The 23,817-nt window shown below is 62.0% G+C and carries 33 protein-coding genes; 19 read left to right on the forward strand and 14 right to left on the reverse strand.

Annotation, left to right across the window (positions count from 1 at the left end; translation table 11 throughout):
- A partial coding sequence (locus tag E5W70_RS16530; RefSeq protein WP_292659799.1) for a P1 family peptidase occupies positions 1–402 on the forward strand: 402 nt, incomplete at its 5' end.
- Between the two features lie 47 nt (positions 403–449).
- Here the strand turns inward: E5W70_RS16530 and E5W70_RS16535 are convergent.
- Positions 450–704, reverse strand: a complete 255-nt coding sequence (locus tag E5W70_RS16535; protein WP_292659801.1) for a DUF2171 domain-containing protein — start codon at positions 702–704, stop codon at positions 450–452.
- Between the two features lie 247 nt (positions 705–951).
- Between E5W70_RS16535 and E5W70_RS16540 the strand changes: the two genes are divergently transcribed.
- Genes E5W70_RS16540 through E5W70_RS16555 form a run of 4 tightly spaced genes read left to right on the forward strand, consistent with a single transcriptional unit; the run spans position 952 to position 4,128 of the window.
- A complete protein-coding gene (locus E5W70_RS16540) occupies positions 952–1,677 on the forward strand; it encodes a DUF2259 domain-containing protein (RefSeq protein ID WP_292659803.1) in 726 nt (241 codons plus the stop codon).
- An 11-nt stretch (positions 1,678–1,688) separates the two neighbouring features.
- Positions 1,689–2,189 carry a hypothetical protein gene (locus tag E5W70_RS16545; protein WP_292659805.1) on the forward strand — a complete coding sequence of 167 codons (501 nt, stop codon included), beginning with the start codon at positions 1,689–1,691 and terminating at the stop codon, positions 2,187–2,189.
- 59 nt (positions 2,190–2,248) lie between these two features.
- The gene (purB, locus tag E5W70_RS16550; protein WP_292659807.1) at positions 2,249–3,556 is read left to right on the forward strand and encodes an adenylosuccinate lyase; all 1,308 of its coding nucleotides are present in this window, start codon (positions 2,249–2,251) and stop codon (positions 3,554–3,556) included.
- Positions 3,556–4,128 carry an alpha/beta hydrolase gene (locus E5W70_RS16555; RefSeq protein WP_292659809.1) on the forward strand — a complete coding sequence of 191 codons (573 nt, stop codon included), beginning with the start codon at positions 3,556–3,558 and terminating at the stop codon, positions 4,126–4,128. The genes purB and E5W70_RS16555 overlap by 1 nt, the downstream gene beginning before the upstream one ends.
- A gap of 1 nt (position 4,129) precedes the next feature.
- Here E5W70_RS16555 and E5W70_RS16560 read toward each other — a convergent pair whose 3' ends face one another.
- Positions 4,130–4,942 carry a VOC family protein gene (locus E5W70_RS16560; protein ID WP_292659811.1) on the reverse strand — a complete coding sequence of 271 codons (813 nt, stop codon included), beginning with the start codon at positions 4,940–4,942 and terminating at the stop codon, positions 4,130–4,132.
- A gap of 271 nt (positions 4,943–5,213) precedes the next feature.
- Between E5W70_RS16560 and E5W70_RS16565 the strand changes: the two genes are divergently transcribed.
- Entirely contained in the window at positions 5,214–5,762 is a 549-nt protein-coding gene (locus E5W70_RS16565) for an alpha/beta hydrolase (protein WP_292659849.1), read from the forward strand.
- Here E5W70_RS16565 and E5W70_RS16570 read toward each other — a convergent pair.
- Together E5W70_RS16570 and E5W70_RS16575 are read right to left on the reverse strand one after the other, a co-directional pair.
- Entirely contained in the window at positions 5,759–6,532 is a 774-nt protein-coding gene (locus tag E5W70_RS16570; protein WP_292659812.1) for an HpcH/HpaI aldolase/citrate lyase family protein, read from the reverse strand. The two genes, E5W70_RS16565 and E5W70_RS16570, sit on opposite strands and share 4 nt — an antisense overlap.
- A gap of 120 nt (positions 6,533–6,652) precedes the next feature.
- Positions 6,653–6,973, reverse strand: a complete 321-nt coding sequence (locus E5W70_RS16575; protein ID WP_023674726.1) for a DUF1476 domain-containing protein — start codon at positions 6,971–6,973, stop codon at positions 6,653–6,655.
- A gap of 270 nt (positions 6,974–7,243) precedes the next feature.
- On the opposite strand from E5W70_RS16575, the gene purC reads away from it, so the two are divergent.
- Genes purC through E5W70_RS16610 form a run of 7 tightly spaced genes read left to right on the forward strand, consistent with a single transcriptional unit; the run spans position 7,244 to position 11,099 of the window.
- Entirely contained in the window at positions 7,244–8,038 is a 795-nt protein-coding gene (gene purC / locus E5W70_RS16580; RefSeq protein ID WP_023674725.1) for a phosphoribosylaminoimidazolesuccinocarboxamide synthase, read from the forward strand.
- Positions 8,039–8,078: 40 nt separating this feature from the next.
- Complete coding sequence (gene purS, locus E5W70_RS16585) at positions 8,079–8,321, forward strand: phosphoribosylformylglycinamidine synthase subunit PurS (protein WP_292659850.1); 243 nt, start codon at positions 8,079–8,081, stop codon at positions 8,319–8,321.
- An 18-nt stretch (positions 8,322–8,339) separates the two neighbouring features.
- Positions 8,340–8,594: a hypothetical protein gene (locus tag E5W70_RS16590; RefSeq protein WP_292659815.1), complete on the forward strand. Its 255-nt coding sequence runs from the start codon at positions 8,340–8,342 to the stop codon at positions 8,592–8,594.
- Positions 8,591–9,259, forward strand: coding sequence for a phosphoribosylformylglycinamidine synthase subunit PurQ (gene purQ / locus E5W70_RS16595; protein WP_292659817.1), 669 nt, complete (start codon positions 8,591–8,593; stop codon positions 9,257–9,259). Before E5W70_RS16590 ends, purQ begins: the two co-directional genes overlap by 4 nt.
- A 31-nt stretch (positions 9,260–9,290) precedes the next feature.
- Positions 9,291–9,956 carry a glutathione S-transferase family protein gene (locus E5W70_RS16600; protein ID WP_292659819.1) on the forward strand — a complete coding sequence of 222 codons (666 nt, stop codon included), beginning with the start codon at positions 9,291–9,293 and terminating at the stop codon, positions 9,954–9,956.
- Positions 9,957–9,958: 2 nt separating this feature from the next.
- The gene (locus E5W70_RS16605) at positions 9,959–10,369 is read left to right on the forward strand and encodes a hypothetical protein (RefSeq protein WP_292659820.1); all 411 of its coding nucleotides are present in this window, start codon (positions 9,959–9,961) and stop codon (positions 10,367–10,369) included.
- Positions 10,370–10,373: 4 nt separating this feature from the next.
- Positions 10,374–11,099 (forward strand): Pr6Pr family membrane protein, encoded by a 726-nt coding sequence (locus E5W70_RS16610; protein WP_292659822.1) that lies wholly within the window; start codon positions 10,374–10,376, stop codon positions 11,097–11,099.
- Here E5W70_RS16610 and E5W70_RS16615 read toward each other — a convergent pair.
- The 3 genes from E5W70_RS16615 to E5W70_RS16625 all read right to left on the reverse strand — a co-directional run bounded on the left by E5W70_RS16615 (position 11,031) and on the right by E5W70_RS16625 (position 12,063).
- Positions 11,031–11,438 (reverse strand): hypothetical protein, encoded by a 408-nt coding sequence (locus E5W70_RS16615; RefSeq protein ID WP_292659825.1) that lies wholly within the window; start codon positions 11,436–11,438, stop codon positions 11,031–11,033. The two genes, E5W70_RS16610 and E5W70_RS16615, sit on opposite strands and share 69 nt — an antisense overlap.
- On the reverse strand, positions 11,431–11,682 hold the full coding sequence (locus tag E5W70_RS16620; RefSeq protein ID WP_292659826.1) for a type II toxin-antitoxin system prevent-host-death family antitoxin: 252 nt from the start codon (positions 11,680–11,682) through the stop codon (positions 11,431–11,433). Before E5W70_RS16620 ends, E5W70_RS16615 begins: the two co-directional genes overlap by 8 nt.
- 135 nt (positions 11,683–11,817) lie before the next feature.
- Positions 11,818–12,063: a DUF1127 domain-containing protein gene (locus E5W70_RS16625; protein ID WP_292659828.1), complete on the reverse strand. Its 246-nt coding sequence runs from the start codon at positions 12,061–12,063 to the stop codon at positions 11,818–11,820.
- 93 nt (positions 12,064–12,156) lie between these two features.
- Here E5W70_RS16625 and E5W70_RS16630 point away from each other — a divergent pair, with 93 nt between their 5' ends.
- From E5W70_RS16630 to E5W70_RS16640, 3 genes are all read left to right on the forward strand, one after another.
- On the forward strand, positions 12,157–13,569 hold the full coding sequence (locus E5W70_RS16630; protein WP_292659829.1) for a PLP-dependent aminotransferase family protein: 1,413 nt from the start codon (positions 12,157–12,159) through the stop codon (positions 13,567–13,569).
- A gap of 149 nt (positions 13,570–13,718) precedes the next feature.
- Positions 13,719–15,956: a phosphoribosylformylglycinamidine synthase subunit PurL gene (gene purL / locus E5W70_RS16635; protein ID WP_292659852.1), complete on the forward strand. Its 2,238-nt coding sequence runs from the start codon at positions 13,719–13,721 to the stop codon at positions 15,954–15,956.
- Between the two features lie 86 nt (positions 15,957–16,042).
- Entirely contained in the window at positions 16,043–16,276 is a 234-nt protein-coding gene (locus tag E5W70_RS16640; protein WP_023674714.1) for a BolA/IbaG family iron-sulfur metabolism protein, read from the forward strand.
- 12 nt (positions 16,277–16,288) lie between these two features.
- Here E5W70_RS16640 and E5W70_RS16645 read toward each other — a convergent pair whose 3' ends face one another.
- The gene (locus tag E5W70_RS16645) at positions 16,289–17,095 is read right to left on the reverse strand and encodes a phosphodiester glycosidase family protein (protein ID WP_292659831.1); all 807 of its coding nucleotides are present in this window, start codon (positions 17,093–17,095) and stop codon (positions 16,289–16,291) included.
- A 163-nt stretch (positions 17,096–17,258) separates the two neighbouring features.
- Here E5W70_RS16645 and grxD point away from each other — a divergent pair, with 163 nt between their 5' ends.
- The gene (gene grxD, locus E5W70_RS16650; RefSeq protein ID WP_023674712.1) at positions 17,259–17,594 is read left to right on the forward strand and encodes a Grx4 family monothiol glutaredoxin; all 336 of its coding nucleotides are present in this window, start codon (positions 17,259–17,261) and stop codon (positions 17,592–17,594) included.
- Between the two features lie 200 nt (positions 17,595–17,794).
- On the forward strand, positions 17,795–18,994 hold the full coding sequence (locus E5W70_RS16655; protein WP_292659853.1) for a multidrug effflux MFS transporter: 1,200 nt from the start codon (positions 17,795–17,797) through the stop codon (positions 18,992–18,994).
- 17 nt (positions 18,995–19,011) lie between these two features.
- On the opposite strand, the gene E5W70_RS16660 is transcribed toward E5W70_RS16655, so the two are convergent.
- From E5W70_RS16660 to rpsD, 4 genes are all read right to left on the reverse strand, one after another.
- On the reverse strand, positions 19,012–19,419 hold the full coding sequence (locus tag E5W70_RS16660) for a hypothetical protein (protein WP_292659832.1): 408 nt from the start codon (positions 19,417–19,419) through the stop codon (positions 19,012–19,014).
- 49 nt (positions 19,420–19,468) lie between these two features.
- Positions 19,469–20,296, reverse strand: coding sequence for an inositol monophosphatase (locus tag E5W70_RS16665; protein ID WP_292659834.1), 828 nt, complete (start codon positions 20,294–20,296; stop codon positions 19,469–19,471).
- Positions 20,286–21,173, reverse strand: a complete 888-nt coding sequence (ttcA, locus tag E5W70_RS16670; RefSeq protein WP_292659855.1) for a tRNA 2-thiocytidine(32) synthetase TtcA — start codon at positions 21,171–21,173, stop codon at positions 20,286–20,288. Before ttcA ends, E5W70_RS16665 begins: the two co-directional genes overlap by 11 nt.
- A gap of 158 nt (positions 21,174–21,331) precedes the next feature.
- Complete coding sequence (gene rpsD, locus E5W70_RS16675) at positions 21,332–21,949, reverse strand: 30S ribosomal protein S4 (RefSeq protein ID WP_023717376.1); 618 nt, start codon at positions 21,947–21,949, stop codon at positions 21,332–21,334.
- Between the two features lie 380 nt (positions 21,950–22,329).
- Here rpsD and E5W70_RS16680 point away from each other — a divergent pair, with 380 nt between their 5' ends.
- On the forward strand, positions 22,330–22,542 hold the full coding sequence (locus E5W70_RS16680) for a hypothetical protein (RefSeq protein ID WP_023674706.1): 213 nt from the start codon (positions 22,330–22,332) through the stop codon (positions 22,540–22,542).
- Between the two features lie 90 nt (positions 22,543–22,632).
- On the opposite strand, the gene E5W70_RS16685 is transcribed toward E5W70_RS16680, so the two are convergent.
- Positions 22,633–22,821, reverse strand: coding sequence for a DUF3008 family protein (locus E5W70_RS16685; protein ID WP_023674705.1), 189 nt, complete (start codon positions 22,819–22,821; stop codon positions 22,633–22,635).
- Positions 22,822–22,897: 76 nt separating this feature from the next.
- On the reverse strand, positions 22,898–23,710 hold the full coding sequence (murI, locus tag E5W70_RS16690; protein ID WP_292659837.1) for a glutamate racemase: 813 nt from the start codon (positions 23,708–23,710) through the stop codon (positions 22,898–22,900).
- Positions 23,711–23,817 lie beyond the last annotated feature (107 nt).

Here is a 23,817-nt window from a genome sequence, read left to right on the forward strand (position 1 = left end):
GAGTTCGGCGGCTTAGGCTATCCCCACCCGATGCCTGACGATGCCAAAAAGATCCTGCTGAAGTTTCGTGACAAGCATGCCGCAGAGCAGGCGGAAACCGGCGCCAACACGACCATCGCCGTGATCGCCACCGATGCGGTACTCACCAAGGCCGCCGCGAAACGCCTGGCGATATCAGCGCATGACGGCTTTGTCCGTGCCATTTGGCCGACGCACACGCCCGCAGACGGCGATCTGGTCTTCGCGCTGGCAACGGGCAAGAGCGGCATCGAGCTCGCACCCAACGATGCCATCGATCTCTACGCCGCGGCCGGCGCCACGATGGCGCGCGCCATCAGCCGCGGCGTCTTTGCCGCGACGCCGGCCGAGGGCGATCTGTTCCCGGTCTGGTCGTCGCGCTGACCGCGCCACGCTCATTCGGGTGAGCCGTAATCAGACTGGACTTAAGATCAGGTGGGTTCGGATTTTTCTTCTTCGAACGTGACCGCAACATCCGAGTTTGCTGAGAGCCGCACCTTCTGGCCCTCGACCTCGGCGACAAGGCTGAGAGGAATGAAGTGGTGATGGCCCCTGTGAGCGCCCTCGCCGCTGTCGCGCTTGGTCAGCTTGATACGATCTCCGTCAACCTTGTCGACGGTACCGACATGGACGCCGTCGGCGCCGATCACTTCCATACGTTCACGAATCTTGGCTGCATTTGTCATGGGGGTCTCCCTTAGAGCGCCGCTCGTCCTTTTGAACGCGCAAAGGACGCTCTAAACATTTTGAATCAATGCACCGTGCCTTCCGAAGATCGATCCTGATTTTCGGAAGGCACGATGCGGTGAAGCTGCCGACAATAACAAACGACGGCCGGATTGGATGCACTGACTTGGTGTTTCAGTCAGCACGATCTTTTGACGGCATCGTGATAGGAATTTAACGGCGTCGACCGCCTGAATGGAAAGCCCCATGCGAAATCTTGCCCTGTTTGCCGTCTGCCTGCTTGCCCCGCTTGCAACCTTGGCCGCCGCCCACGCAGGCGATGTCGCCGAGCTTGAGATCCTCGGCTTCAGCCGTGATGGCGGGGTCTTTGCCTTCGAGGAATACGGCGTCCAGGACGGATCGGGATTTCCCTATGCGAACCGCTATTATATCGACACGGCCGACGACAGTTTCCTGAAGGGTTCGCCGATCCGTGTCCGGCTCGACGACGAGAATGCCGCGGTGGACGCAGCGCGGCTGCAGGCCCGGCAAAAGGGCGAAGCGATCGTCAGTCAGGCGGAACTCACGGCAAATCGCGGCATCACCGCCGGCTTCAACCCGGTGACCGAGCTTTCTGCCGACCCCTTCCGCATGGTGGTCAATCCGCGCCCGATCTTTTCGCCGGTCGACGATCCGCTCGAGTTCCGGCTCGACCAGATCGGCATGAACGACACCGAACGCTGCCAGAGCCAGGGTGAGATCAATGGCTTTCGCCTGCTGCGCATCGAAGCGAGAGACGGCGGCCTGACGAGGATTATTCACGAGGACAAATCGATCCCGCAAAGCAGAGGCTGTCCGAATGGCTACCAGATCGGAGCGGTTCAGACATTTTCGCTGGATAGCCTCAGCGCCTATGCCGTGCTGATCGCGGTGCGCCAATACGGCTTCGAAGGGCCGGACTATCGCTGGATCGCGGTGACCGGCCGCCTGTGACGTTCCCCGCCATGCGATATCGCGCTCTGTGCCGTCTCCGCCGCGCTCTGCCGTCGCTGCGCACCGCATTTGCCGGTGCCTTGCTGTGGGCCACAGCGATGGGCGCCAGCGCGCTGCTCAATCTGCTGCAGTACGATTGGGAGACCCCGGCAAAGATCCGCTTCGTCGCGCTGGTTTATGCTGCCGGCGGTGCGCTGGCTTTCCCGGTTGGGCTGTTCCTGGCGCGGCTCGTCTCGCTCGGACGCCACTGGGAGATTGCCCTCGCCGCCGCCTTCGTCTGCCTTCTCGCAGCGACGATCGCCTGCACCGGCGCCCTCTTTGGGCTGCAATACCGCTCCTACTATGTCCAATGGCATGCGCCCGCGTTCACCATCACTTGGGCTTTCCAGTTCGTGTTCACGATGTTGACGGCACTCTATCAGTTCGTCGTCCTCGGCATCCGGCTGTATATTCCGCTCGGTTTCATTGCGCTCGCTGTCACCAGTGTCTGGTTTGCGCGCCAGCAACGTTGAGCATTTTGCCTGCCTCTGTTAGGACGCGGGCAAATGCTCTCGCAAGTCAGGACCGACTGATGATCCCTCGCTACTCCCGGCCGGAAATGGTGGCCATCTGGTCGCCCGAAACCCGGTTCCGCATCTGGTTCGAGATCGAGGCCTACGCGTGCGACGCGTTGGCCGAGCTCGGCGTCATCCCGAACGAGGCCGCCAAGACCATCTGGGAGAAAGGCGGGGCGGCGAAGTTCGATGTCGAAGCGATCGACGAGATCGAGCGCGTCACCAAGCACGACGTCATCGCCTTTCTCACCCATCTTGCCGAATTCGTCGGGCCGGATGCCCGCTTCATCCACCAGGGCATGACATCCTCCGACGTTCTCGACACCTGTTTTGCCGTGCAGCTCACCCGTGCCAGCGACATCCTCCTGGCCGACATTGACGGGCTGCTTGCGGCGCTCAAGCGCCGCGCCTTCGAGCACAAGGACACGATCACAATCGGCCGCAGCCATGGCATCCATGCCGAGCCGACCACCTTCGGCGTCAAGCTGGCGCAGGCCTATGCCGAATTCTCGCGTTGCCGCGAGAGGCTGGTGCACGCACGCGAGGACATCGCCACCTGTGCCATCTCCGGTGCGGTCGGCACCTTCGCCAATATCGACCCCTATGTCGAAGAATATGTGGCCAAGAAACTCGGACTGAAACCGGAGCCGGTGTCGACGCAGGTGATCCCGCGCGACCGCCATGCGATGTTCTTCGCCACTCTCGGCGTCATCGCCTCGTCGATCGAGCGGCTGGCGATCGAGGTGCGCCATCTGCAGCGCACTGAGGTGCTCGAGGCAGAAGAGTACTTTTCACCCGGACAGAAGGGTTCGTCGGCGATGCCGCACAAGCGCAACCCGGTGCTGACCGAGAACCTCACCGGCCTTGCCCGCATGGTGCGCTCCTTCGCATTGCCGGCAATGGAGAATGTGGCGCTCTGGCACGAGCGCGACATCTCGCATTCCTCGGTCGAGCGCATGATCGGGCCCGACGCGACGGTGACGCTCGATTTCGCGCTCTCACGGCTGACCAGCGTTGTCGACAAACTGCTCGTCTACCCCGACAACATGCTGAAGAACATGAACAAATTCCGCGGCCTTGTGCATTCGCAGCGCGTGCTGCTAGCGCTGACGCAAGCCGGCGTTTCGCGCGAGGACGCCTACCGGCTGGTGCAGCGCAATGCGATGAAGGTTTGGGAGCAAGGCGCTGATTTTCTTGAAGAACTTCTGGCCGACAAGGACGTTGTCGCAGCCTTGCCCGAGGCCGAGATCCGCGAGAAATTCGACTTGGGCTATCATACCAAGCACGTCGATACGATCTTCAGCCGAGTGTTTGGAGAAGCCTGATGATTTCGGCGGCCGGAGATTTCGATTTCCTTGCCCTGCCCGGGCGCGGCAATTCCGGGCCCGATCATTGGATGTCGCATTGGTGCCGGGTGTTCCCCAATTCGAGCCGCGTGCTGCAGGCCGAGTGGGACCGGCCGAAGCCTGAAGACTGGATCGGCCAGGTAGATGCCGCGGTGGCCGCGGCACCGCGCCGCATCGTGCTGCTTGCGCATTCGCTGGCGGTGGCGACGGCGGTGAAGTGGGCTGCTAGCGCCAGTCAAAGCCAACTCGACAAGGTCGCGGCGGCATTCCTGGTTGCCGCGACCAATGTCGAGGATGCCGATCCCTCATTCGACGCGGTGCGCCCGTTCGCGCCGATGCCGCTGAAGCGCCTGCCCTTCCCGACATTGGTGGTGGCGAGCCGCAGCGACCCACGCGTCACCTTCGACAAGGCGACCGCTTTTGCCGCCGCCTGGGGTGCGGATATCGCCGATGCCGGCGATCTTGGCCATATGGGGAACGAGGCCGGCCTGGGCGTATGGCCAGCGGGCCTGCTCATGCTTGGGCGCCTGCTTGAGAAGGCGAACCTCTAGCCTACGCCTTACCGGGAACCGTCCTTATCACCGTGCCCCACGGATCCTCGCGGGTGGTCTCGCTTGCGGCATTGTCCGAACGCATCTCGACCCAGGCCAGGCCGGAGCGGGCGGGATCGCGGCGACCGGCGCCGACGCTCTGCCATGCATTTGCGCCAATGTGGTGATGATAGCCGCCGGACGACAGGAACACCGCCGCGCCATCGTATTTTGCAACGGTGTCGAAACCGAACTCCTGATGCCACCATGCTTCGGCTTCTTCCGGCTTGCCAACCCGCAAATGGACGTGGCCGATAATGCTGTTTTCCGGCGCGCCCTGCCAGCCGGTGTCGCCGGCCGGCACCTCGGCAACGACCGACGGAATGTTCAGCCGCTCCGTCGCCATCGCTATCTTGTCGCCGTTCCATTTCCAATCCTGGGGGCGGCGGTCGGCATAGATCTCGATGCCGTTGCCTTCCGGGTCGGTAAGATAAAGCGCCTCGCTGACCAGATGATCGGATGCGCCCTCGATGCCGATCTTGCCGGCGATGGCGTGATTGATCCAGCGGCCGAGATCGGCCCGACTGGGTAGCAGGAAGGCGGTGTGGAAAAGACCGGCGCTGCGCGGGTCATCGGGTTTCGCAGCCGGATCCGCTTCGATGTCGAGCAAAGGGCGATTGACTGCGCCGAGCGTAATCGTGCCGCCGGCGCGGCTCAGTTCCTGCAAACCGACGACTTTGCGATAGTAGGCAGCGAGATTCTCTGCATCCCGCGCCCGCAAGCCGACGCGGGCAACGCTGACCGGGGTCGTCGCGGCAAAAGGCAGTTCGCTCATCAAAGTGCTCCGTTCAGGCGGCGCTCGACAAGCTTCCAATGGAGGAACCCGGCGCCATCAATCATTCTACGCCGTGTCCGTGCCAAAATCTCGGAACAGCCATTCTTTTCTAGCGACAGATCGTCGATCGCGATCGTTCACACAAGAGCGCAAGAAGCGAACATGGTGTTCACAATAGCGAGCAGAACCGGGCTCGTGAGAGGCCGTTTGCGTGTCGCTGTTGAGTTCATACCTGGTTGCACCCGACAGCGCCTCTCGCTACATGCGCGCCATGAAAGTCAGGGAAGCAGATATTCTCATCGTGCCGGGCTACACCAATTCCGGCCCCGATCATTGGCAGAGCCGCTGGCAGTCGAAACTGTCGACAGCGCGCCGCGTCGAACAGACGGAATGGTCGAAGCCGGTGCGCGAGGATTGGACGTCCGGTGTCGCCAAGGCGGTTAACGAGGCCGAGCGGCCGGTCGTCATCGTCGCCCATTCGCTTGGCGTCGCCGCGGTCATCCAGGCCTTGCCTCGGTTTGAGCGGCCGGTCGCCGGCGCTTTTTTCGTGGCGCCGCCCGATGTCGCCAATCCAGAGATAAAGCCGAGGCACCTGATGACCTTCGGTCCCTATCCGCGCGACCCGCTGCCGTTTCCGTCGGTGGTGATCGCCAGCCGCAACGACCCGTTCTGCGCCTTCGGCGTCGCCGAGGACATTGCCGCGGCGTGGGGTTCGCTGTTCATCGACGCCGGCGATGCCGGCCATCTCAACGCGGATTCCGGCTTTGGCCCCTGGCCCGAAGGATCGATGACGTTCGCGAAATTCCTGACGGATCTCTAGGAAGCGATTGAGCCTCTGACGCTGTTCAGCAGGGTCTTTGCCCCAAGCGAAATCAGCGAATGCTCGGAACCCATCGCCAGCAGCCGGTAGCCCATCGACACCACGCGACCGGCAATGGCCGGTTCCATCACATAGATCGCCGCATGCTTGCCGGCCTTGCGGGTGCGCTCGGCGATCGAGGCGACGGTCTCCATCATGCTCTCCAGCGTCGAACTGACGGTGGTCCCCTTCGACCAGGCGATCGAGAAATCCGACGGGCCGAGGAAGATGCCGTCGATACCCGGCGTGTCGAGAATGCCGTCGAGTGCAGCAAGCGCGGCGCGCGTTTCGACCATGGCGAACGCCATGGTGCGCTGGTTGCTGTCGCGCAGCCAGTCGGCATAGTCGCCCTTGCCATGGCGCGGAAAAGCATAGGTCGGGCCCCAGGAGCGCTCGCCGAGTGGCGGGTATTTCATGGCGGCGGCAAACAGCTTTGCGTCCGCCACCGAATTCACCATCGGGGCGATCACAGCCTCGGCGCCGAAGTCGAGCGCGCGGCTGGCCATGTCGAAGCGGCCGACCGGGATGCGCACCAAAGCCGGCTTGTTGGCGGCCAGCACCGGCACAAGCCCGCGCAGCACGCTGTCCTCGTGATGGCCACCATGCTGCATGTCGAGCGTAACCGCGTCGAACCCTTGTCTGGCCAGTATCTCGACCGTCAAGGCATCCGGCACGCCGGACCATGCAGTGAACAGCGTCTCGTCGGCCGCAAGGCGTGACTTCAGGGACATTGGTGATTTCCTCTTTGGCTGCAGCAATTCAGCCGGAAATGACCGTAAAGGCAAAGAAAAACCGCCCGGTTAGGCCGGGCGGTCGATTGGTCCAGCATTCGATCGATACCGGCGGAAGGATCAGGTGTTCTTGATCTGCTCGATCGCCTGCGCCATCAATTCATCCATGGTGCGGCGGATCTGATGGTCCGACTGGTCGATGCCGGCCGCATCGAAATCCTTGCGTATCTTGCGGAAAACGTCGTGATCGCCGGCTTCCTCGATGTCGCTGACGACCACTTCCCTGGCATAAGCGTCGGCGTCAGCGCCTGACTTGCCGAGCTTTTCGGCAGCCCACAGGCCGAGCGCTCTGTTGCGGCGTGCCGCGGCCTTGAACCGAAGTTCCTCGTCGAATGCGAATTTGCGCTCAAAGCCCTCTTCGCGGTCTTTCATGCTGCTCATGGCATCCCTCCGTGAAATCCGATTCGTTGCGCCAATATGTGTTGCCGGAGCACAAACCAAAAGGGCGCCGGGCGGTCAATATGCTACATTGGTTGCTGCGCTGCGGCATTTCGGTCCCCGAAAGCGGTTGATTGAAAGGATTTGCCGATTGAGCAAACAGTGCGATTGGGATAGACACCGGCATTGAACCCCACCGTCGCCATCTTATTTTAGGCAGACGGACATGAACTGGTCGCTTGCCGCCTGCCCGCAAATCCAGAGAAAAATCAGATGAAAAATCGCCGCCGCATTTATGAAGGCAAGGCCAAGATCCTTTATGAGGGACCGGAGCCTGGCACGCTGATCCAGTTCTTCAAGGACGACGCTACCGCTTTCAACAAGAAGAAGCATGAAATCGTCGATGGCAAAGGCGTGCTCAACAACCGCATTTCCGAACACATCTTCAATCATCTCAACCGGATGGGCATTCCGACCCACTTCATCCGCCGGCTCAACATGCGCGAGCAGCTGATCAAGGAAGTCGAGATCATCCCGCTCGAAGTGGTGGTGCGCAACGTCGCCGCAGGCTCGCTGGCCAAGCGCCTGGGCATCGAGGAAGGCACCGTGCTGCCGCGCTCGATCATCGAATTCTACTACAAGGCCGATGCGCTCGACGATCCGATGGTATCGGAAGAGCATATCACCGCCTTCGGCTGGGCGAGCCCGCAGGAGATCGACGATGTCATGGCGCTGGCCATTCGCGTCAACGACTTCCTGTCCGGTCTGTTCATGGGTGTCGGCATCCAGCTCGTCGACTTCAAGATCGAATGCGGCCGCCTGTTCGAAGGCGATATGATGCGCATCGTCGTCGCCGACGAGATCTCGCCGGACTCATGCCGGCTGTGGGACGTGGCGACGCAGGACAAGCTCGACAAGGACCGCTTCCGCCGCGACATGGGCGGGCTCGTCGAAGCTTATCAGGAAGTTGCCCGCCGCCTCGGGATCATGAACGAGAACGAACCGCCGCGCCCTGCCGGACCGGTGCTCGTCGCATCGACCGACGGTGTCAAAGGCAAGCCGCACTGACGGCTTGCCCGCTCAACAGGTGAACAGGAGCATGTCCAGCGTGATCAAGGCCCGCATTACCGTAACCCTCAAGAACGGCGTGCTCGACCCACAAGGCAAGGCAATCGAGCATGCGCTTTCCGGAATGGGTTTCGGCGGCGTCGGCCAGGTGCGGCAAGGCAAGGTTTTCGATATCGAGCTTGCCGAGGGCGACAGGGCCAAGGCCGAGGCGGATCTGAAAGCCATGTGCGACAAGCTTCTGGCGAATACGGTGATTGAGAATTATAGTGTGGCCATTACCTGAGGTTGTGCCGGAGGGTATATGACCGAGATCAATGGAAGCCTGATTTTTGAAGTCCTCAAATCCATTCAGTTGCGGGTGGACACGATGGATTTGACACTTGGCGAGGTAAAGTCCGAGTTGGGTTCGATCCGTGGTCATCTCGTCGCCACCGAGGGCGATGTGAAGAACATTTACGGCGTGCTGGCGCGGCAGGACGATCGCCTCGAACATATCGAACACCGCCTAGAATTGCGCGAACTCGCCGAAGCCCAGAGGCTCTACGAACCAAAATGAAATCAGCCGTCGTCCTGCTCCCCGGGCTCAATCGCGACCGCGACATGATCGCGGCGCTGACCAAGATTTCCGGCACGCCACCGGTTACCGTCTGGCAGACCGACACTGAAATTCCCGACGTCGACCTGATCGCCATTCCCGGCGGCTTTTCCTTTGGCGATTATCTGCGCTGCGGCGCCATTGCCGCGCGCATGCCGGTAATGCGGGCTGTAGCCGAAAAAGCGGCCAAGGGCGTCACGGTCATCGGCGTCTGCAACGGCTTCCAGATCCTTGTGGAGGCAGGCCTGCTGCCGGGTGCCTTGATGCGCAACACTTCACTGAAATTCGTCTGCCGTCAGGTGAAGCTGCAGATCGCTAACGCCAACACGATGTTTACCCGCCGCTACCAGCCGGGCCAGGTCATCCGCGCGCCGGTGGCGCACCATGACGGCAATTATTTTGCCGACGCGAAAACGCTGGCCCGCCTCGAAGGCGAAGGCCAGGTGGTGTTCCGCTATGCCGAAGGCAGCAATCCCAACGGCTCGATCAATGACATTGCCGGCATCGTCAACGGCCACGGCAATGTGCTCGGCCTGATGCCGCATCCCGAAAACCTGATCGAAGCCGCACATGGCGGCAGCGACGGTCGGGCGCTGTTCGAAAGCGCGCTGGGCATCGCCGCTTGATGCCTTCAATTTTCCTCCTGGAGCGACGGTCATGAAACTCTATTCGCGGCCGTTGTCGCCCTATTCGTCGATCGTGCGGGCGTTGGCCTACATCAAGAACGTGCCGCTCAAGCTCATTGCACCGCCGCCGGGGTTTCCCATCCCCGAGGCATTTCGTGCCATCTCGCCGCTCAACAGGATTCCGGTGCTGATCACCGGCTCGGGCGAAACGATCGTCGAATCCGTGGTCATTGCCGAATATCTGGAGGAGCGCTTTCCCGAGCCCGCACTGCTGCCCAACGATTCGAAGGACCGGGCGCTGGTGCGCATGTTCGCCCGCATCACCGACCTCGACGTGCTCGCGCCGATGATGAAGCTGTTCGAGCTCTATTTCGTGCCGCAGCGCAACGAGGCGGAGATCAAGGCACAGTTCACCCGATTGCATCACGGGCTTGCGGCAATCGAGGCCCGCATGGCGCATGGCCCGTTCGCGCTCGGCGACGATATCTCCTTTGCCGATGCCTGGCTGACGCCGACCCGCTTCGTCTTCAACAATTTCAGGACAACGATCGGCCGCCCCGACCTGCTTGACGCCTATCCGAAATTCGATGCCTATGAGCAAATCGCCTTGCAGCATCCGGCGCTGTCGCGCGTCTGGGGTGAGATGACAGACGGTCTGAAGATCTTTCTGTCCGAACTCGAGATGGGCGCCGCTTGAACATGAGACCGACGACCACGCGCCTCGCCCTCGCCGCTGCCGCCGGTCTTGTACTCGCCTCCTGCCAGTCTGGCCCGAAGAGTACGCCGGCGCCGGCGGGCAAGAGCGCGTCACTGCTTGCCATGGAACAGGTGGCGATCGCAGCCCACAAATGCTGGATCGCCAGCAAGGACCCTGCCTTCAAGCAATATCAAATGGCCAACGAACTGAATTCGTTCAGCGGCACGCCGCGCTTCCTGCTGGTGCCGGCCAAACATTATGGCGGAAAGCCGTTGCTGGTCGTGCAGGCGCAAGGCAATTCGAGCCGCGTCGACGTGTTCGGCCCATTGATGGCGGAACCGCTTGGCGCGCGCATCAGGTCGGACATTGCCCGCTGGCAGGCGGGCAATCCGGCCTGCGGCGCTGCTGCCTAGCCCAATGGGTCGGTTGCTGCAGATCACTGGTCTGGTCGTCGGCCTGGCCGGGCTCGTCCTGCAGCTCTGCATCACCGTCCCGGCGTCAATGGAAGCCGGCCGCGGTTTTGTAGGCTCGCTGGTCTTCTATTTCAGCTTCTTCACCATCCTGACCAACATCGGCGCGGTGCTCGTCAATGCCTCGTTGCTGTCGTCGACGGGTTATGCCTGGTTTCCGGCCTTTGCCGCGCCACGGATGCGGGCGGGCGTAGCCGTCGCCATAACACTGGTCCTCATCGTTTATGCAGCGGTCCTGGCGCAGCTTTGGCAGCCGAAAGGGCTGTTTCTGCTCTGCGATGTCCTCCTGCACTATGTGACGCCGCTGTTGTTCGTGCTGTGGTGGCTTGTGGCGGGCGCCGACGGCTCGACGCGGTGGCGCGACATCTCCTGGTGGATGATCTATCCGATCGCCTATCTGGCCTACGCATTGCTGCGGGCGCCGATCGCCGGCGAAGTGCCCTACCCGTTCCTCGACGTCTCCAAACACGGTGCGGCCAGCGTCGCCGTCTCAGCTCTGGCCATCACCGGGCTTTTTCTGATGCTGTGCATTGTGGCGGTGCTTGTGGACCACGGTGTCACGCGGATCAGGGCAGCACGCGTCCGTCTCCCGCCCTGGCCGCCTTTAGCGTCTTGGCACGGTTCGCGCGGCGCCTGCACGGATCGCCGCAGCAGCTTCACCGGCGATCCGTGACATGAACTTGCGCGTGAATTGGCCAAGCGGCTTGGCATCCTCGAGCGCCCAGCTCGTCGCGAGATCATCGGTGTTGAATTCATCGACGATAACCCAGGCTGGCGTATAGAGCGTGGCGCGACGGGCCTCCGTCTCAGGAATCTCGACATAGTATGCGTCAGGGCGTGGCGGCTGACTCGTGATCGGAAAGAGCAGGGCCTGCTTGCGGCCATTCTTACCGGCAACGATCAGCATGACGCAAGTCGGCCGCGCCTTGCGTCCGCTCTCCTCGCCGCGGTCATATTCCCTTGCCCACAGATAGGAGTAGAGAATGATCTGTCCGTGACCAAGCTCAGTCATCCCGGACATCATCTCGCGCGATTGCGTCGAGGCCGGCTAGAAGCTCGTCGCGTTCCTTGGCCGACAGATCCTCAACGCGGTGTGCCCGCTGAGCGCTGCGGCCGGTGATGCGGTCGAACTGCTCCGCCGTCAGGAGCACGAACTTTCGCTTGCCGCGCTTGGTGATGTCGACGGGACCACGGAACGCAGCCTCGACGACCTCGCCGGACTTATTGCCGAGATCTGTGAGCGTGAAACTCGCCATGGCAATCTCCTTCACGCCCGAAAATAGGTGAAATAGCTGTTTTCAGCAATACCCCTATTCATCGGAGGTGTCGCAGGTGGGAAGCCTGTGAAGGCAAGAAGGAGGTCGCATCTCCGCGATGACCAGCGTGGCGGCTCAGTCCCAGAACGGCCTCAGACCCTCACGATGGGCATCGCAGCGCGAAATGCCGATATCCTTGAGCTGGGCGTCGGTCATCTCGAGCAGGACTAGCCGACTGCGCCGGCGATCCAGCAGGCAGTCGATCCATCGGACGAATGACGTGACCACTTGCACGAGCCGGCGAATATAGGATCTCCGGCCCGACGAGCGGCTTCCGGTCAATTCAACTGCCGCGTAGCGGATTGTCTCTATTGTACCCATTTTCTTTCTGCCAAGATTGCAATTGTGCCGTTTAGTACGGCCCGCTTCATATGTATTGACTCCAAATTCGGTGCAATGTACAAAATTGTCACCATGACAACTTGGCTTCCAGACCTTACCGCCGGCACCGGCCCGCTCTATCAGCGGCTTGCTGATTCCATCGAGACGGACATCGACCGCGGCCTGATCGGTGCAGGGGCAAAGCTGCCGCCGCAGCGCGATCTGGCATACGACATCGGCACGACCGTCGGCACGGTCGGCAGGGCCTATCAATTGCTGCGCGAGCGGGGATTGGTGAGCGGCGAGGTCGGCCGCGGAACCTATGTTCTCGCTCAACAGTCGGAGAGCGCGAAGCCGGAGTTCCTGGGGCCGGTCGAACAAGGCACGCGCTATATGGATGCGCCCGGCGACAAGCTGCGCTTCGATAGCACGGCCGCACCGGATGTCGGCCAGGGTGCCATCGTCGCCGATGTGTTGACACGCACGGCGCAAGACCATCCGCATGAGATTTCAAGCTACACACGTGATTTCCCGGACCGCTGGTTCGAAGCCGGCAGGCGCTGGCTGTCACGCAACTCCTTTCGCCCGGCCGCAGATGCAATCGTTCCCACGCTCGGCACCCACGCCGCGGTGATGGCAACCATTGCGGGGCTCACCGCCCCAGGCGACTATGTCGTCTTCGAACACCTCACCTATTCGCAGATTTCCCGCAGCGCCGGCCTTATCGGTCGCAGGACCGCATTGGTGGCGGCTGACGATGAGGGCATCGATCCCGAGGATTTCGAACGCGTCTGTGCACAAAAGCATCCGAAGATGATGTTTTTGATGCCGACGGCCAAGAACCCAACGCTGATAACGCTGTCGGCATCGCGCCGCGAGGCAATCGCGCGTGTCGCCCGTCAATATAACGTCGTCCTGATCGAGGACGATCTCTATGGCGGACTGACCGACGACCCAACGCCCTTAATGGCCGAATATGCTCCCGAACGGACCATCGTTGCCGGCGGCCTGTCGAAATCGGTTGCGGCGGGTGTTCGCGGCGGTTGGCTCGCTTGCCCGCCGGCCTATCGTCACCGCATCCGGGTTGCACACAAGATGATGACGGGCGGCTTGCCCTTTCTGCTGGCGGAGGTGGGCTGCCGGCTGGTGCTGTCCGGTCAGGCCGCCGAGATGCGCAAGCGCAGCATTAGCGAGATCGGTGCGCGCATCGCGATCGTGCGCGAGACACTCGACGGCTTCGACTTCAAGGCGCTGGACAATGTGCCGTTCGTCTGGCTCACTTTGCCCGACCCATGGCTTTCCGGCACTTTCAAACAGGCTTGCCTCGAACATGGCGTGCTCATCGACGACGAGGACGAGTTCAAGGCCGGGCGTTCCGAACAGGCCTTTCACGGCGTGCGGTTTGGCATCTCGCAGCCGCGACAGCGGGACGATATCGCGCACGGCGTCGCGGTGATCCGGCGGCTTCTGGACGAAGGCCGCGCCGGCTACGACAGCTTTTCCTGAACCGGCTTGAAACCGGCGGGTCGAGTGGCGATCTTTCGCTACCTGCGGTCAGCTGTTGCTTTCCGTCGTTTTAGTCATCCGACGGGGTGTATCGGCTGCAAAGCTTGCGATAAGACGGGACTCGATCCCAAGGACACAAATTGCCGATCATGACCATTTCCAATTCCGTGCCGATCACCCCGGAACTCATTGCAGCGCACGGGCTGAAGCCCGACGAGTACCAGCGCATCCTCGACCTGGTCGGGCGCGAGCCGAGCTTTACCGAACTCGGGATTTTTTCCGCCATGTGGAACGAGCATTGTTCCTATAAATCCTCGAAGAAATGGCTGCGCACGCTGCCGACCACCGGGCCGCAAGTCATTCAGGGCCCGGGCGAGAATGCCGGCGTAGTCGACATCGGCGACGGCGACTGCGTCGTCTTCAAGATGGAGAGCCATAACCACCCCTCCTATATCGAGCCTTATCAGGGGGCGGCGACCGGCGTCGGCGGCATCCTGCGCGATGTCTTCACCATGGGCGCGCGGCCGATCGCGGCGATGAACGCGCTGCGCTTCGGTGCGCCGGACCATCCCAAAACCAGGCACCTCGTTGCCGGCGTCGTTTCCGGCGTCGGTGGCTATGGCAATTCCTTCGGCGTGCCGACGGTCGGCGGCGAGGTCAATTTCGACGCCCGCTACAATGGCAATATCCTGGTCAATGCGTTTGCCGCGGGCCTCGCGAAGACGGACGCAATCTTTCTGTCCGAGGCCAAGGGCGTCGGCCTTCCGGTCGTCTATCTCGGCGCCAAGACGGGGCGCGATGGTGTCGGCGGCGCCACCATGGCCTCGGCCGAGTTCGACGACAAGATCGACGAGAAGCGGCCCACCGTGCAGGTTGGCGATCCGTTCACCGAAAAATGCCTGCTCGAAGCCTGCCTCGAACTGATGGCGTCCGGCGCAGTTATCGCCATCCAGGACATGGGTGCCGCCGGCCTCACCTGCTCGGCGGTCGAAATGGGCGCCAAGGGCGACCTCGGCATCGAACTCGATCTCGACAAGGTGCCGGTGCGTGAAGAGCGCATGAGCGCCTATGAGATGATGCTTTCGGAGAGCCAGGAGCGCATGCTGATGGTTCTGCGCCCCGAAAAGGAAAAACAGGCCGAGGCGATCTTCCACAAATGGGGCCTCGACTTTGCCATTGTCGGCAAGACCACCGACGATCTGCGCTTCCGCGTGCTACACCAGGGCGACGAGGTCGCCAACCTGCCGATCAAGGATCTCGGCGACCAGGCGCCGGAATATGACCGTCCCTGGGTCGAGCCGAAGAAGCCGGCGCCATTGGCCGGCGATGCACCGCAAGCCGATGTGGCCGACGCACTGCTCAAGCTGCTGGGCGGACCGGACCTTTCCTCGCGCCGCTGGGTGTGGGAGCAGTACGACACGCTGATCCAGGGAAATTCGCTGCAGCTTCCCGGCGGCGACGCCGGTGTCGTGCGCGTCGACGGCCACCCGACCAAGGCGCTCGCCTTTTCCTCCGACGTGACGCCGCGCTATTGCGAGGCCGACCCTTACGAGGGCGGCAAGCAGGCGGTTGCCGAATGCTGGCGCAATCTTACCGCCACCGGTGCTCTGCCGCTCGCGGCCACTGACAACCTCAATTTCGGCAATCCGGAACGGCCGGAGATCATGGGCCAGCTGGTTGGTGCTGTGAAAGGCATCGGCGATGCCTGCCGGGCGCTTGGCTTTCCGATCGTCTCCGGCAACGTCTCCCTCTACAATGAGACCAACGGACAGGGCATCCTGCCGACGCCAACCATCGGCGGCGTCGGTCTGATTGCCGACTGGTCGAAAATGGTGCGGATCGGCTTTGCCGCCGAAGGCCAGATGATCGTGCTGGTCGGCGCGCCGACGACATGGGGCACGCATCTCGGCCAATCGGCCTATATGCGCGACATCCATGGCCGCGCCGACGGCCCGCCGCCGCCGGTCGACCTCGATCATGAAAAGCGCGTCGGCGACCATGTGCGCGCCCTGATCGACTCCGGCGTGGTTACCGCTGCGCACGACGTTTCCGATGGCGGCATTGCGGCGGCGCTGGCCGAGATGGCGATGGCCTCAGGCATCGGTGCGACCATCCCCGGCCTGATCGGTACAGATCCGATCCCGGTCTGGTTCGGCGAGGATCAGGGCCGCTATCTCCTGACGCTGTCGATCGATCCGCAGAGCGAGGAATGGGACGCCATTCGCGAACAGCAAAGCAAACTCGGCGTCTTCGCACCGTGGATCGGCTCGACCGGCGGCAGCGAACTGAAGCTGGGCGAGGCACGTGCGATACCGGTCAGCGAATTGACCGCCGCCCACGAATCCTGGTTCCCTCGCTTCATGGCAAATGAGGTCGTGGACCCGTGATGTGATCGAGCGGGGCCCTTTCCGTGTGGTTCATCCGCCATTTCGACCATATCTATGAGATCACGACCTGAACAAGGAATCCTCACATGGCAATGGACGCCCACGACATCGAACGGCTGATCAAGGAAGGCATTCCTGACGCCAAGGTGACGATTCGCGACCTGGCCGGCGACGGCGACCATTATGCGGCCGAGGTTGTGGCCGAAAGCTTTCGCGGCAAAAGCCGCGTCCAGCAGCACCAGATGGTCTATGACGCGCTGAAGGGCAACATGGGCGGCGTGCTGCACGCGCTTGCCCTGCAGACCAGCGTGCCGGACTAAACTCCCTTCCAGTTACCGGCTCGCAAGCTTCTTAACGGTTACGGCAATGATCGGCCCGGCCGGATAGTTTCCACCAACAATCATCCGCTCGCCACTCGACAGCGCCGAAACGACCCCGTCGAAGAAAAACGCATTGGGGCAATTGAGCACATCTCGAAACAGCCGTGCGAAGCTGCCGAGGCTGACTTCAGAGCGCGAGATCGCCAGCACGACGGTGTTTTCGTCACGCACGCCGACGCCGTTGCGGATATAGCGCGACGAGCCGTTCTGCTCGAAGCGGGGATGGAGCCGGCCATCGACCACCAGCATCGGGCCGGATTGCGTGGCGAACATCGCGTCCGGCCTGGCCGCGGCATAGGCGCTTGTCTCCATGACCGCCGCCTTGCCGTCCTTGCGGACCAGGAACACGCCATTCGGTTTCAGGAAGAAATTGCCTTCGCTGTCGGCGACGTTGATCGGCGCCTTCTCCCGGCCGTCTTCGACGAGAAGGCCGACTGGGGTCAGGTCTTGGTGATACATGCCGGCGTTCATGGCGAGCAGCACCGGGCGGCCCTGATCCGCCATCGCCTTGTCGAATTTGTCCAGCGAGCCGAAAGCCTTGCCGTCGAGGCCCGTGTGGAACACACCGACGTCATAGCGGCGCAGATCGATTTCGCAGACGACATAGGCGACCGCCTCGAAGCTCGCATCGCGGCACGGCGCCGGCAATTCACCGCCGACGACCAGCGGTGGCTCTCTCGGCGACTTGGCCCACCAGATCAAGACCAATGCGGCGACCAGAACGGCGAGGAGGAACCCGGCGAGATATCGTCTTTTCATCGCGCCTCGGGGAAGATGATGGCCGACGCTCTTGGCCCAAGATCAGACGTTCCTTTGCGCCATTTGCATGGCAAGGCGGCAAACATCTTGTTTCGCGCAACCCATGGGTTTATTTGAAGGGTAATGTTCGAGCCTGACTCCCACAGGCATGAAAGGGTATTCCATGAGCGGCATCAATGACTACATCGACAATGAAGTGAAGGGCAACGACGTCGTTCTCTTCATGAAGGGCACGCCCGGCTTCCCGCAATGCGGATTTTCCGGCCAGGTCGTGCAGATCCTCGACTACATCGGCGCTGACTATAAGGGTGTCGACGTGCTGACGTCGGCCGAACTGCGGCAAGGTATCAAGGACTATTCCAACTGGCCGACCATCCCGCAGCTCTACGTCAAGGGCGAATTCGTCGGCGGCTGCGACATCATCCGCGAGATGTTCCAGGCGGGCGAATTGCAGACCTTCCTCGTCGAAAAGGGCGTCAGCGTCAAAGGCGCCGCCTGACTTCTGTTTTGCGTATGAGCTTCCGACTGCGATTTTCGGGGGTCATGCGCTAAGCGCCGGGGCAGCTTGGCAAAAAGTTCTGCCCGCTATCGGGGCGATGAACGAATGGATGCGTCGGCACGCCGGCGCATTTTCGTTTGAAGATCGGACTGGCCGTGGATCAGCAAGTAGAAGCGCGGCAAAAGGCAAGCACTTTGCCTATTCCGCGCTGGGAATTCATTGCGCTGTGCGCGGCGCTGATGGCGCTCAACTCGCTCGCCATCGATATCATGTTGCCGGCGCTGCAGCAGATCGGCGCCTCGCTTGGCGTCGAAAATGAAAACCACCGGCAATATGTGGTCACCGCCTATATCCTTGGCTTTGGCGGCGGACAGCTGTTCTTCGGGCCGATCTCGGACCGCTTCGGGCGCCGCGCGCCGCTTGTCGCAGGGCTGGTGATCTACGTCGTGGCGGCCGGCGCTGCGGCAATCGCCCCGTCATTCGCCACGCTTCTGCTATGCCGGGCGGTGCAAGGCATCGGCGCGGCGGCGACGCGCGTCATTGCCGTCTCGATCGTGCGCGATACGTTCGACGGAAGGCGCATGGCCGAAGTCATGTCCTTGATCTTCATGGTGTTCATGGCCATTCCGGTGGTGGCGCCAGGTATCGGCCAGTTCATCATGCTGTTTGCGACCTGGCATGTGATCTTCGTCACCATGGCGGCTGGCGCGCTGATCGTGTCTGCCTGGTCGCTGCTGCGCCTGCCCGAGACGCTACACCCTGAATATCGCCGGCCGCTGACGCTGTCCTCCATCATCGGCGGCTTCCGCATCGTTCTTACCAACCGCATCGCGCTCTGCTACGCCTTCGCCAGCACCTTCATCTTCGGCGCCATGTTCGGCTTCATCGCCTCGGCCCAGCAGATCTATGTCAGCGTGTTCGATGTCGGCGAGATGTTCCCGGTCATCTTCGCGGGGGTTGCCGGCGTGCTTGCTTTTTCGAACTACCTCAACGCGCGTCTCGTCGGCCGCATCGGCATGCGCCGTCTGTCGCAAAGCGCGCTGCTGCTGTTTCTGGCCATCAGCCTTGCCTGGCTGGTCGTTTCCATCGAAATGAAGATGCCGCTTTGGCTCTTCATTACCTTCTTTGCCTGCGCCATGGTCCCGTTCGGCGCGCTCGGCGCGAACTTCAACGCGCTCGCCATGGAGCCGCTGGGTCACCTGGCCGGCACTGCCTCGTCGATCCTCGGGTTCATGCAGACATTTCTTGGCGGCATCCTCGGCACGCTGATCGGCCAAGCCTTCAACGGCACGGTCACGCCGCTGGCCGCCGGGTTCTGCAGCGTGTCGGTGGCAGCGCTGCTGATGATCCTCCTGGCCGAGCGCGGCAGACTATTCCAGCCGCATAACCCGCCGGTTTAATGCACATTGCCGGGCGCCTAGGATGCACCCTCACTGACCGCGGTGAAGCGAGGGAACAGCGTACGTCCTGCGATTGCTCCACCCATGCTGTCCGAAACGGGCAGTGGGAGAGCCTTGTCGAGCGCCTCGAGGACGGAAGCCACGAAGGCCCGGTTGAGCGAGCCATCGTCCCCTAGATGGGAGTAAGTGGCGCGCGGTTTGCCAATAAGCGTGCCGTTTCGGCGAATTGAGAACTGCAGCGTCAGTGTCATGCCCGCGGTTCCGGGCGGCGGCTCCCAGCAGGCGACGATCGCGGAGAACATCTCGTCTATGGTGTCGACGGGGTCGGGACTGCGACATGCGCGTTCCCCAGATCTTGCTTCATTGACACCGGCAACCAAGGCAAGGGCAAAGGCCGTTGCAACAATTGCGGACCGAGGTTTCATTCGAGGTCTCCGGTTTCGCACAAGATTGGACAACTTTGGCAGTGAATAGTTATTCCGCCCAGAGCTCGCGGCGCAGCTCTCGCCAGCTTTCCCGGTCCGGCGCGACCAGCAGGCCACCTCCGACATGCGATGGCAGATAGGCGCTGCCGTCGAAGCGCGCGGCATGGCCGCCGGCCTCCGCATGGATCAGCACGCCGGCCAGGTGGTCCCAGGGCATCAGCTTGTTGTAGACGACGAAATGGCCGTGGCCGCTGGCCAGCAGGCGGTATTCGTGGGCGGCGCAGCGATAATTGAACTGCGATAGCGACTTGGTCTGGTTGCGCGCCAAACGTGAGCGGTCCGGCTCGGGCACATAGTGCCATGAGACCGCACCGGTCATTTCCGACATCGGCGCCGGTTTGGCGACATGGACCTTTTCCAGATTGCCATGGGCATGGCGGATATGGCTGCCGGCGCCACTAACGCCGATCAGCCAATCCTTGCCGACCGGATCGTGGATGATGCCGGCGACCGTCTCGCCCTTGACCACGACGCCAAGCATGACGCCGAACAGCGGCACGCCGGAGGCGAAGTTGAAGGTGCCGTCGACCGGGTCGACGACGAAGGCGAGTTCGGCATCGCCCAGACCGTCGAGCAGCGTCGGGTCGTCGGAGCAGGCCTCCTCGCCGACGATCATTGCGTGGGGATAACGCTGGCGCAGCCTGGCGGTGATGAGCCGTTCGGCATTCACGTCGGCCTCGGTCACAAGATCGGCGGCCGAGGTCTTGCGGCGGACGTCGCCCTCGCTCAACCGGCGAAAGCGCGGCATGATCTCGGCGACGGCGGCGTCCGACAGAAGGTCGGCAAGCCAGTCGATCGCGCTGTCGTCAAATGTCATGGGAACCGTCTTGCTTTGCGTTAAGAGCATCGTTGAGGGTGGCGAAATCGAACAGCGTCCTGTCGAGCAGATGCGAGCGCCGCACATTGCTCATGGCGCGGATCATCGTATCCTTGCGGCCGGGCATGCGCTTCTCGATGTCGTCGAGCATCGCCTTCATGGCGTTGCGTTGCAGGCCTTCCTGGCTACCGCACAGATCGCACGGAATGATCGGGAATTTCATGGCGCCGGCGAATTTCTCGAGATCGGCTTCCGCGCAATAGGCGAGCGGCCGCAGCACCATGACATCGCCTTCGTCGTTGAGCAGCTTCGGCGGCATGGCGGCGAGGCGCCCGCCATGGAACAGGTTCATGAAGAAGGTTTCCAGTATGTCCTCGCGGTGATGACCGAGCACCAGCGCCGAGCAGCCCTCCTCGCGGGCAATCCGATAGAGATGGCCGCGCCGCAGCCGCGAGCACAGCGAGCAATAGGTGCTGCCTTCGGGCAGCTTGTCGGTGACCACCGAATAGGTGTCCTGATATTCGATGCGATGCGGAATGGCATGGCTGTCGAGATAGTCGGGCAATATGTGCTTGGGAAAGTTCGGCTGGCCCTGGTCGAGATTGCAGGCCAACAGCTCGACCGGCAGCAGCCCGCGCCATTTGAGATCAAGCAGCACGGCAAGCAAGCCGTAGGAATCCTTGCCGCCCGACAGAGCGACCAGCCAACGGTCGCCGGGCCTCACCATGGAGAAATCGTCGATCGCCTGGCGGGCAAGCCGCAACAGCCGTTTGCGCAGCTTGTTGAACTCGACGGAGGACGGAACATCGGCAAACAGCGGATGAAAGCCGCCTTCGGCGTCGGCGACCGGTTCGAGCGTTTCGGCGTCTGGCTGCATGTTCACGGCGCGTCGGCCCTAAAGTCCTGTTGCCGCCCGCAGTAGCGCATCGGACCGAAAATCGAAATCGATTTCCGAATCACGTCCCGGAAAAGGACGAAAAAAGAAAAGGCCGCCTCGATGGGCGGCCTTCGGTTGTATCGCGACGAACGCGCAGATCAGCGCGAATAGAACTCGACGACCAGGTTCGGTTCCATCTGCACGGCAAACGGAACGTCCGCCAGGCCGGGGATGCGCGTGAAGGCCGCGGTCATCTTGTTGTGATCGGCCTCGATGTAATCGGGCACGTCGCGCTCGGCCAGGCCCACCGATTCCAGCACGATGACCAGCTGCTTCGACTTCTCGCGCACTTCAATGACGTCCCCCGGCTTGCAGCGGTACGAGCCGATGTTGACGCGCTTGCCGTTGACGTTGACGTGGCCGTGATTGACGAACTGGCGCGCCGCAAAGATTGTCGGCACGAACTTGGCGCGATAGACGACCGCGTCGAGACGCGATTCGAGCAGGCCGATCAGGTTCTCCGAGGTGTCGCCCTTGCGGCGGTCCGCCTCTTCATAGACCTTGCGGAACTGCTTTTCCGAAACGTCGCCATAGTGGCCCTTCAGCTTCTGCTTGGCGCGCAGCTGCAGGCCGAAATCGGAAAGCTTGCCCTTGCGGCGCTGGCCATGCTGGCCGGGACCGTATTCACGCTTGTTGACCGGGGACTTCGGGCGGCCCCAGATGTTTTCGCCGAGACGGCGGTCGATCTTGTACTTCGCGGATTCGCGCTTGCTCATCGCATTCCCTTTCAAAACAACACACCCGGAACCTCATGGTCCGGGTGAAGGAAACGCGCCCTCCTCTGGCCTCCGTTTTCGAGACCTGACAGGGTTTTCCACGCAACGCGACGGAAAACCCACGGGACACGTCATTTCAAACAAGACATAGGAAAAGTAAAACCGGCTTCCCAAACGTCTTGCACACATAAAGAAAACCACCGGGCATTGCGGCCCGGTGTTGGTCGGCTGGTTAAACGGAGATTTAACCGCTGTCAAGCTTCTGGCTGGCGCGAATCGCCGAACCGGGTAGTGTTATGGTTGTAGAACGTGCCGGATGTGGCGGGAGGTTGCGCCAGCGGCATCAGGAAGGGACTGAAGTCAGAGGAGCTGGAATTCGCATGAAGAAGTTCTTCCTTACGTTGGTAGGCGCCGCGGTGATGGCCGGCACGATGGCGGTCGCGCCCGAGCCGGCGCAGGCCCGGCATTGGCATGGGCACAGGCATCACCAGGTCTGCCGCATCGTGGTCAAGAAGAAGGTGGTATGGCGCCACGGTCATCGCAAGGTCATCCGCTACAAAGTGCGGCGCTGCGGTTGGGGCTGGAACTGGTAATTTTCGCCCTCGCCCGTTGAGACTTCAGGGCCCGCGGCTCAGCCGCGGGCCTTTTGTTGACCGGCATCCGTGGCCAGAATGGTCAGTCGATCAGTGTTTCGACTTCTTTTCCGGCAGGCCCTTGCGCTTGGTCTCGGCGAATTCCTCGAGCTGTTTTTCGCTCATGGATTTATACATTCCCTTCGACGCGCCTTTGAGCGCGCCCTTCTTGGTCTCGCCGCGCTTGGCTGACAATGCCGCGCCGGCCGCTTTCTGCTGGGCTTTTGAGGTGGCTGGCATGATGGTTTCTCCCGTTTCCAATGAGAGGAAAACGCATTGTCTGGTGCGATGTTCCCAAAGAGACAATTGCCTGCGGTCAGGATATCGCCAGGCCAAATCCCTGCATCAGCCGGCGCGTCGGAAAATCGGCGCTGTTCGAGGTGAAGAACGCAAGGTCGGCGCCCTCCGGCAGTGCCTCTCTGCGATAACCGGCCTCGGTATCGGCAAGCAGCGAGAGCGCGCGGCGGGCGATCGCCTCGGCCGGGTCCAGCCAGTCGACCGGCCAAGGTGCTGTCTTGCGCATGCGGTTGGCCAAAAAAGGATAATGGGTGCAGGCAAGCACGACGATGTCGGTGCGCAACCCGTCATGCTCGACGAAGCACGGCGCGATCTCGGCGCGCACGGCCTCCTCGTCGACAAAACCATCGCGCATATAGGCTTCGGCCAATCCAGCCAGCCTGTCGCTGCCGACCAGGCGGACATGGCATTTCTGCGCCCATTTGCTGATCAGGTCGCGCGTGTACTGGCGCTTGACGGTGCCGGGCGTCGCCAGCACCGAAACCAGGCCTGAGCGCGTGCGTTCCGCCGCCGGCTTGATGGCCGGCACGGTGCCGACGAAAGGGTGGCCGGGAAACCTCTCGCGCAAGGCATCGATGACCAGTGTCGAGGCGGTGTTGCAGGCGATGACCGAAATGGCCGGCGAAAACCGATCGAGCAGCCTGGCGAACAACTCCAGGATATGTGTTCTCAGCGCCGGCTCCTCCCAGGCGCCGAAGGGGAAGGCCGCATCGTCGGCGACATATATGAAGCGGCGGTCAGGCATCAGGACGCGCGCCTCACGCAGCACGGTGAGACCGCCAATGCCGGAATCGAACATCAGGATCGGACGGGCGCTCGATGGATCGGTCATTGTCATTGAGTCACTAAGGGCTGGGAGTCACTAAGGGCTGGGAGTCACTAAGGGCTGGGAATCACAAACGAGATCACGAGAGAAGGCCCGGCCTATGCTTTTTGCTT

It is taken from the genome of Mesorhizobium sp., from assembly GCF_005063415.1.
Taxonomy (GTDB): Bacteria; Pseudomonadota; Alphaproteobacteria; order Rhizobiales; family Rhizobiaceae; genus Mesorhizobium.

Excerpts from the sequence above, each read along its gene's own strand:
- E5W70_RS16640 (WP_023674714.1), top strand. The coding sequence starts at position 16,043 with ATGGCAATGGACGCCCACGACATCGAACGGCTGATCAAGGAAGGCATT.
- E5W70_RS16600 (WP_292659819.1), top strand. The coding sequence starts at position 9,291 with ATGAAACTCTATTCGCGGCCGTTGTCGCCCTATTCGTCGATCGTGCGG.
- E5W70_RS16610 (WP_292659822.1), top strand. The coding sequence starts at position 10,374 with ATGGGTCGGTTGCTGCAGATCACTGGTCTGGTCGTCGGCCTGGCCGGG.
- E5W70_RS16535 (WP_292659801.1), bottom strand. The coding sequence starts at position 704 with ATGACAAATGCAGCCAAGATTCGTGAACGTATGGAAGTGATCGGCGCC.
- ttcA (WP_292659855.1), bottom strand. The coding sequence starts at position 21,173 with ATGCAGCCAGACGCCGAAACGCTCGAACCGGTCGCCGACGCCGAAGGC.
- E5W70_RS16590 (WP_292659815.1), top strand. The coding sequence starts at position 8,340 with ATGACCGAGATCAATGGAAGCCTGATTTTTGAAGTCCTCAAATCCATT.
- E5W70_RS16575 (WP_023674726.1), bottom strand. The coding sequence starts at position 6,973 with ATGAGCAGCATGAAAGACCGCGAAGAGGGCTTTGAGCGCAAATTCGCA.
- purQ (WP_292659817.1), top strand. The coding sequence starts at position 8,591 with ATGAAATCAGCCGTCGTCCTGCTCCCCGGGCTCAATCGCGACCGCGAC.
- purC (WP_023674725.1), top strand. The coding sequence starts at position 7,244 with ATGAAAAATCGCCGCCGCATTTATGAAGGCAAGGCCAAGATCCTTTAT.
- E5W70_RS16630 (WP_292659829.1), top strand. The coding sequence starts at position 12,157 with ATGACAACTTGGCTTCCAGACCTTACCGCCGGCACCGGCCCGCTCTAT.
- E5W70_RS16560 (WP_292659811.1), bottom strand. The coding sequence starts at position 4,942 with ATGAGCGAACTGCCTTTTGCCGCGACGACCCCGGTCAGCGTTGCCCGC.
- E5W70_RS16605 (WP_292659820.1), top strand. The coding sequence starts at position 9,959 with ATGAGACCGACGACCACGCGCCTCGCCCTCGCCGCTGCCGCCGGTCTT.
- E5W70_RS16565 (WP_292659849.1), top strand. The coding sequence starts at position 5,214 with ATGAAAGTCAGGGAAGCAGATATTCTCATCGTGCCGGGCTACACCAAT.
- E5W70_RS16555 (WP_292659809.1), top strand. The coding sequence starts at position 3,556 with ATGATTTCGGCGGCCGGAGATTTCGATTTCCTTGCCCTGCCCGGGCGC.
- E5W70_RS16540 (WP_292659803.1), top strand. The coding sequence starts at position 952 with ATGCGAAATCTTGCCCTGTTTGCCGTCTGCCTGCTTGCCCCGCTTGCA.
- purB (WP_292659807.1), top strand. The coding sequence starts at position 2,249 with ATGATCCCTCGCTACTCCCGGCCGGAAATGGTGGCCATCTGGTCGCCC.
- E5W70_RS16685 (WP_023674705.1), bottom strand. The coding sequence starts at position 22,821 with ATGCCAGCCACCTCAAAAGCCCAGCAGAAAGCGGCCGGCGCGGCATTG.
- murI (WP_292659837.1), bottom strand. The coding sequence starts at position 23,710 with ATGACCGATCCATCGAGCGCCCGTCCGATCCTGATGTTCGATTCCGGC.
- E5W70_RS16665 (WP_292659834.1), bottom strand. The coding sequence starts at position 20,296 with ATGACATTTGACGACAGCGCGATCGACTGGCTTGCCGACCTTCTGTCG.
- E5W70_RS16620 (WP_292659826.1), bottom strand. The coding sequence starts at position 11,682 with ATGGCGAGTTTCACGCTCACAGATCTCGGCAATAAGTCCGGCGAGGTC.
- E5W70_RS16615 (WP_292659825.1), bottom strand. The coding sequence starts at position 11,438 with ATGACTGAGCTTGGTCACGGACAGATCATTCTCTACTCCTATCTGTGG.
- purL (WP_292659852.1), top strand. The coding sequence starts at position 13,719 with ATGACCATTTCCAATTCCGTGCCGATCACCCCGGAACTCATTGCAGCG.
- E5W70_RS16625 (WP_292659828.1), bottom strand. The coding sequence starts at position 12,063 with ATGGGTACAATAGAGACAATCCGCTACGCGGCAGTTGAATTGACCGGA.
- E5W70_RS16545 (WP_292659805.1), top strand. The coding sequence starts at position 1,689 with ATGCGATATCGCGCTCTGTGCCGTCTCCGCCGCGCTCTGCCGTCGCTG.
- E5W70_RS16645 (WP_292659831.1), bottom strand. The coding sequence starts at position 17,095 with ATGAAAAGACGATATCTCGCCGGGTTCCTCCTCGCCGTTCTGGTCGCC.
- E5W70_RS16570 (WP_292659812.1), bottom strand. The coding sequence starts at position 6,532 with ATGTCCCTGAAGTCACGCCTTGCGGCCGACGAGACGCTGTTCACTGCA.
- rpsD (WP_023717376.1), bottom strand. The coding sequence starts at position 21,949 with ATGAGCAAGCGCGAATCCGCGAAGTACAAGATCGACCGCCGTCTCGGC.
- E5W70_RS16660 (WP_292659832.1), bottom strand. The coding sequence starts at position 19,419 with ATGAAACCTCGGTCCGCAATTGTTGCAACGGCCTTTGCCCTTGCCTTG.
- E5W70_RS16680 (WP_023674706.1), top strand. The coding sequence starts at position 22,330 with ATGAAGAAGTTCTTCCTTACGTTGGTAGGCGCCGCGGTGATGGCCGGC.
- grxD (WP_023674712.1), top strand. The coding sequence starts at position 17,259 with ATGAGCGGCATCAATGACTACATCGACAATGAAGTGAAGGGCAACGAC.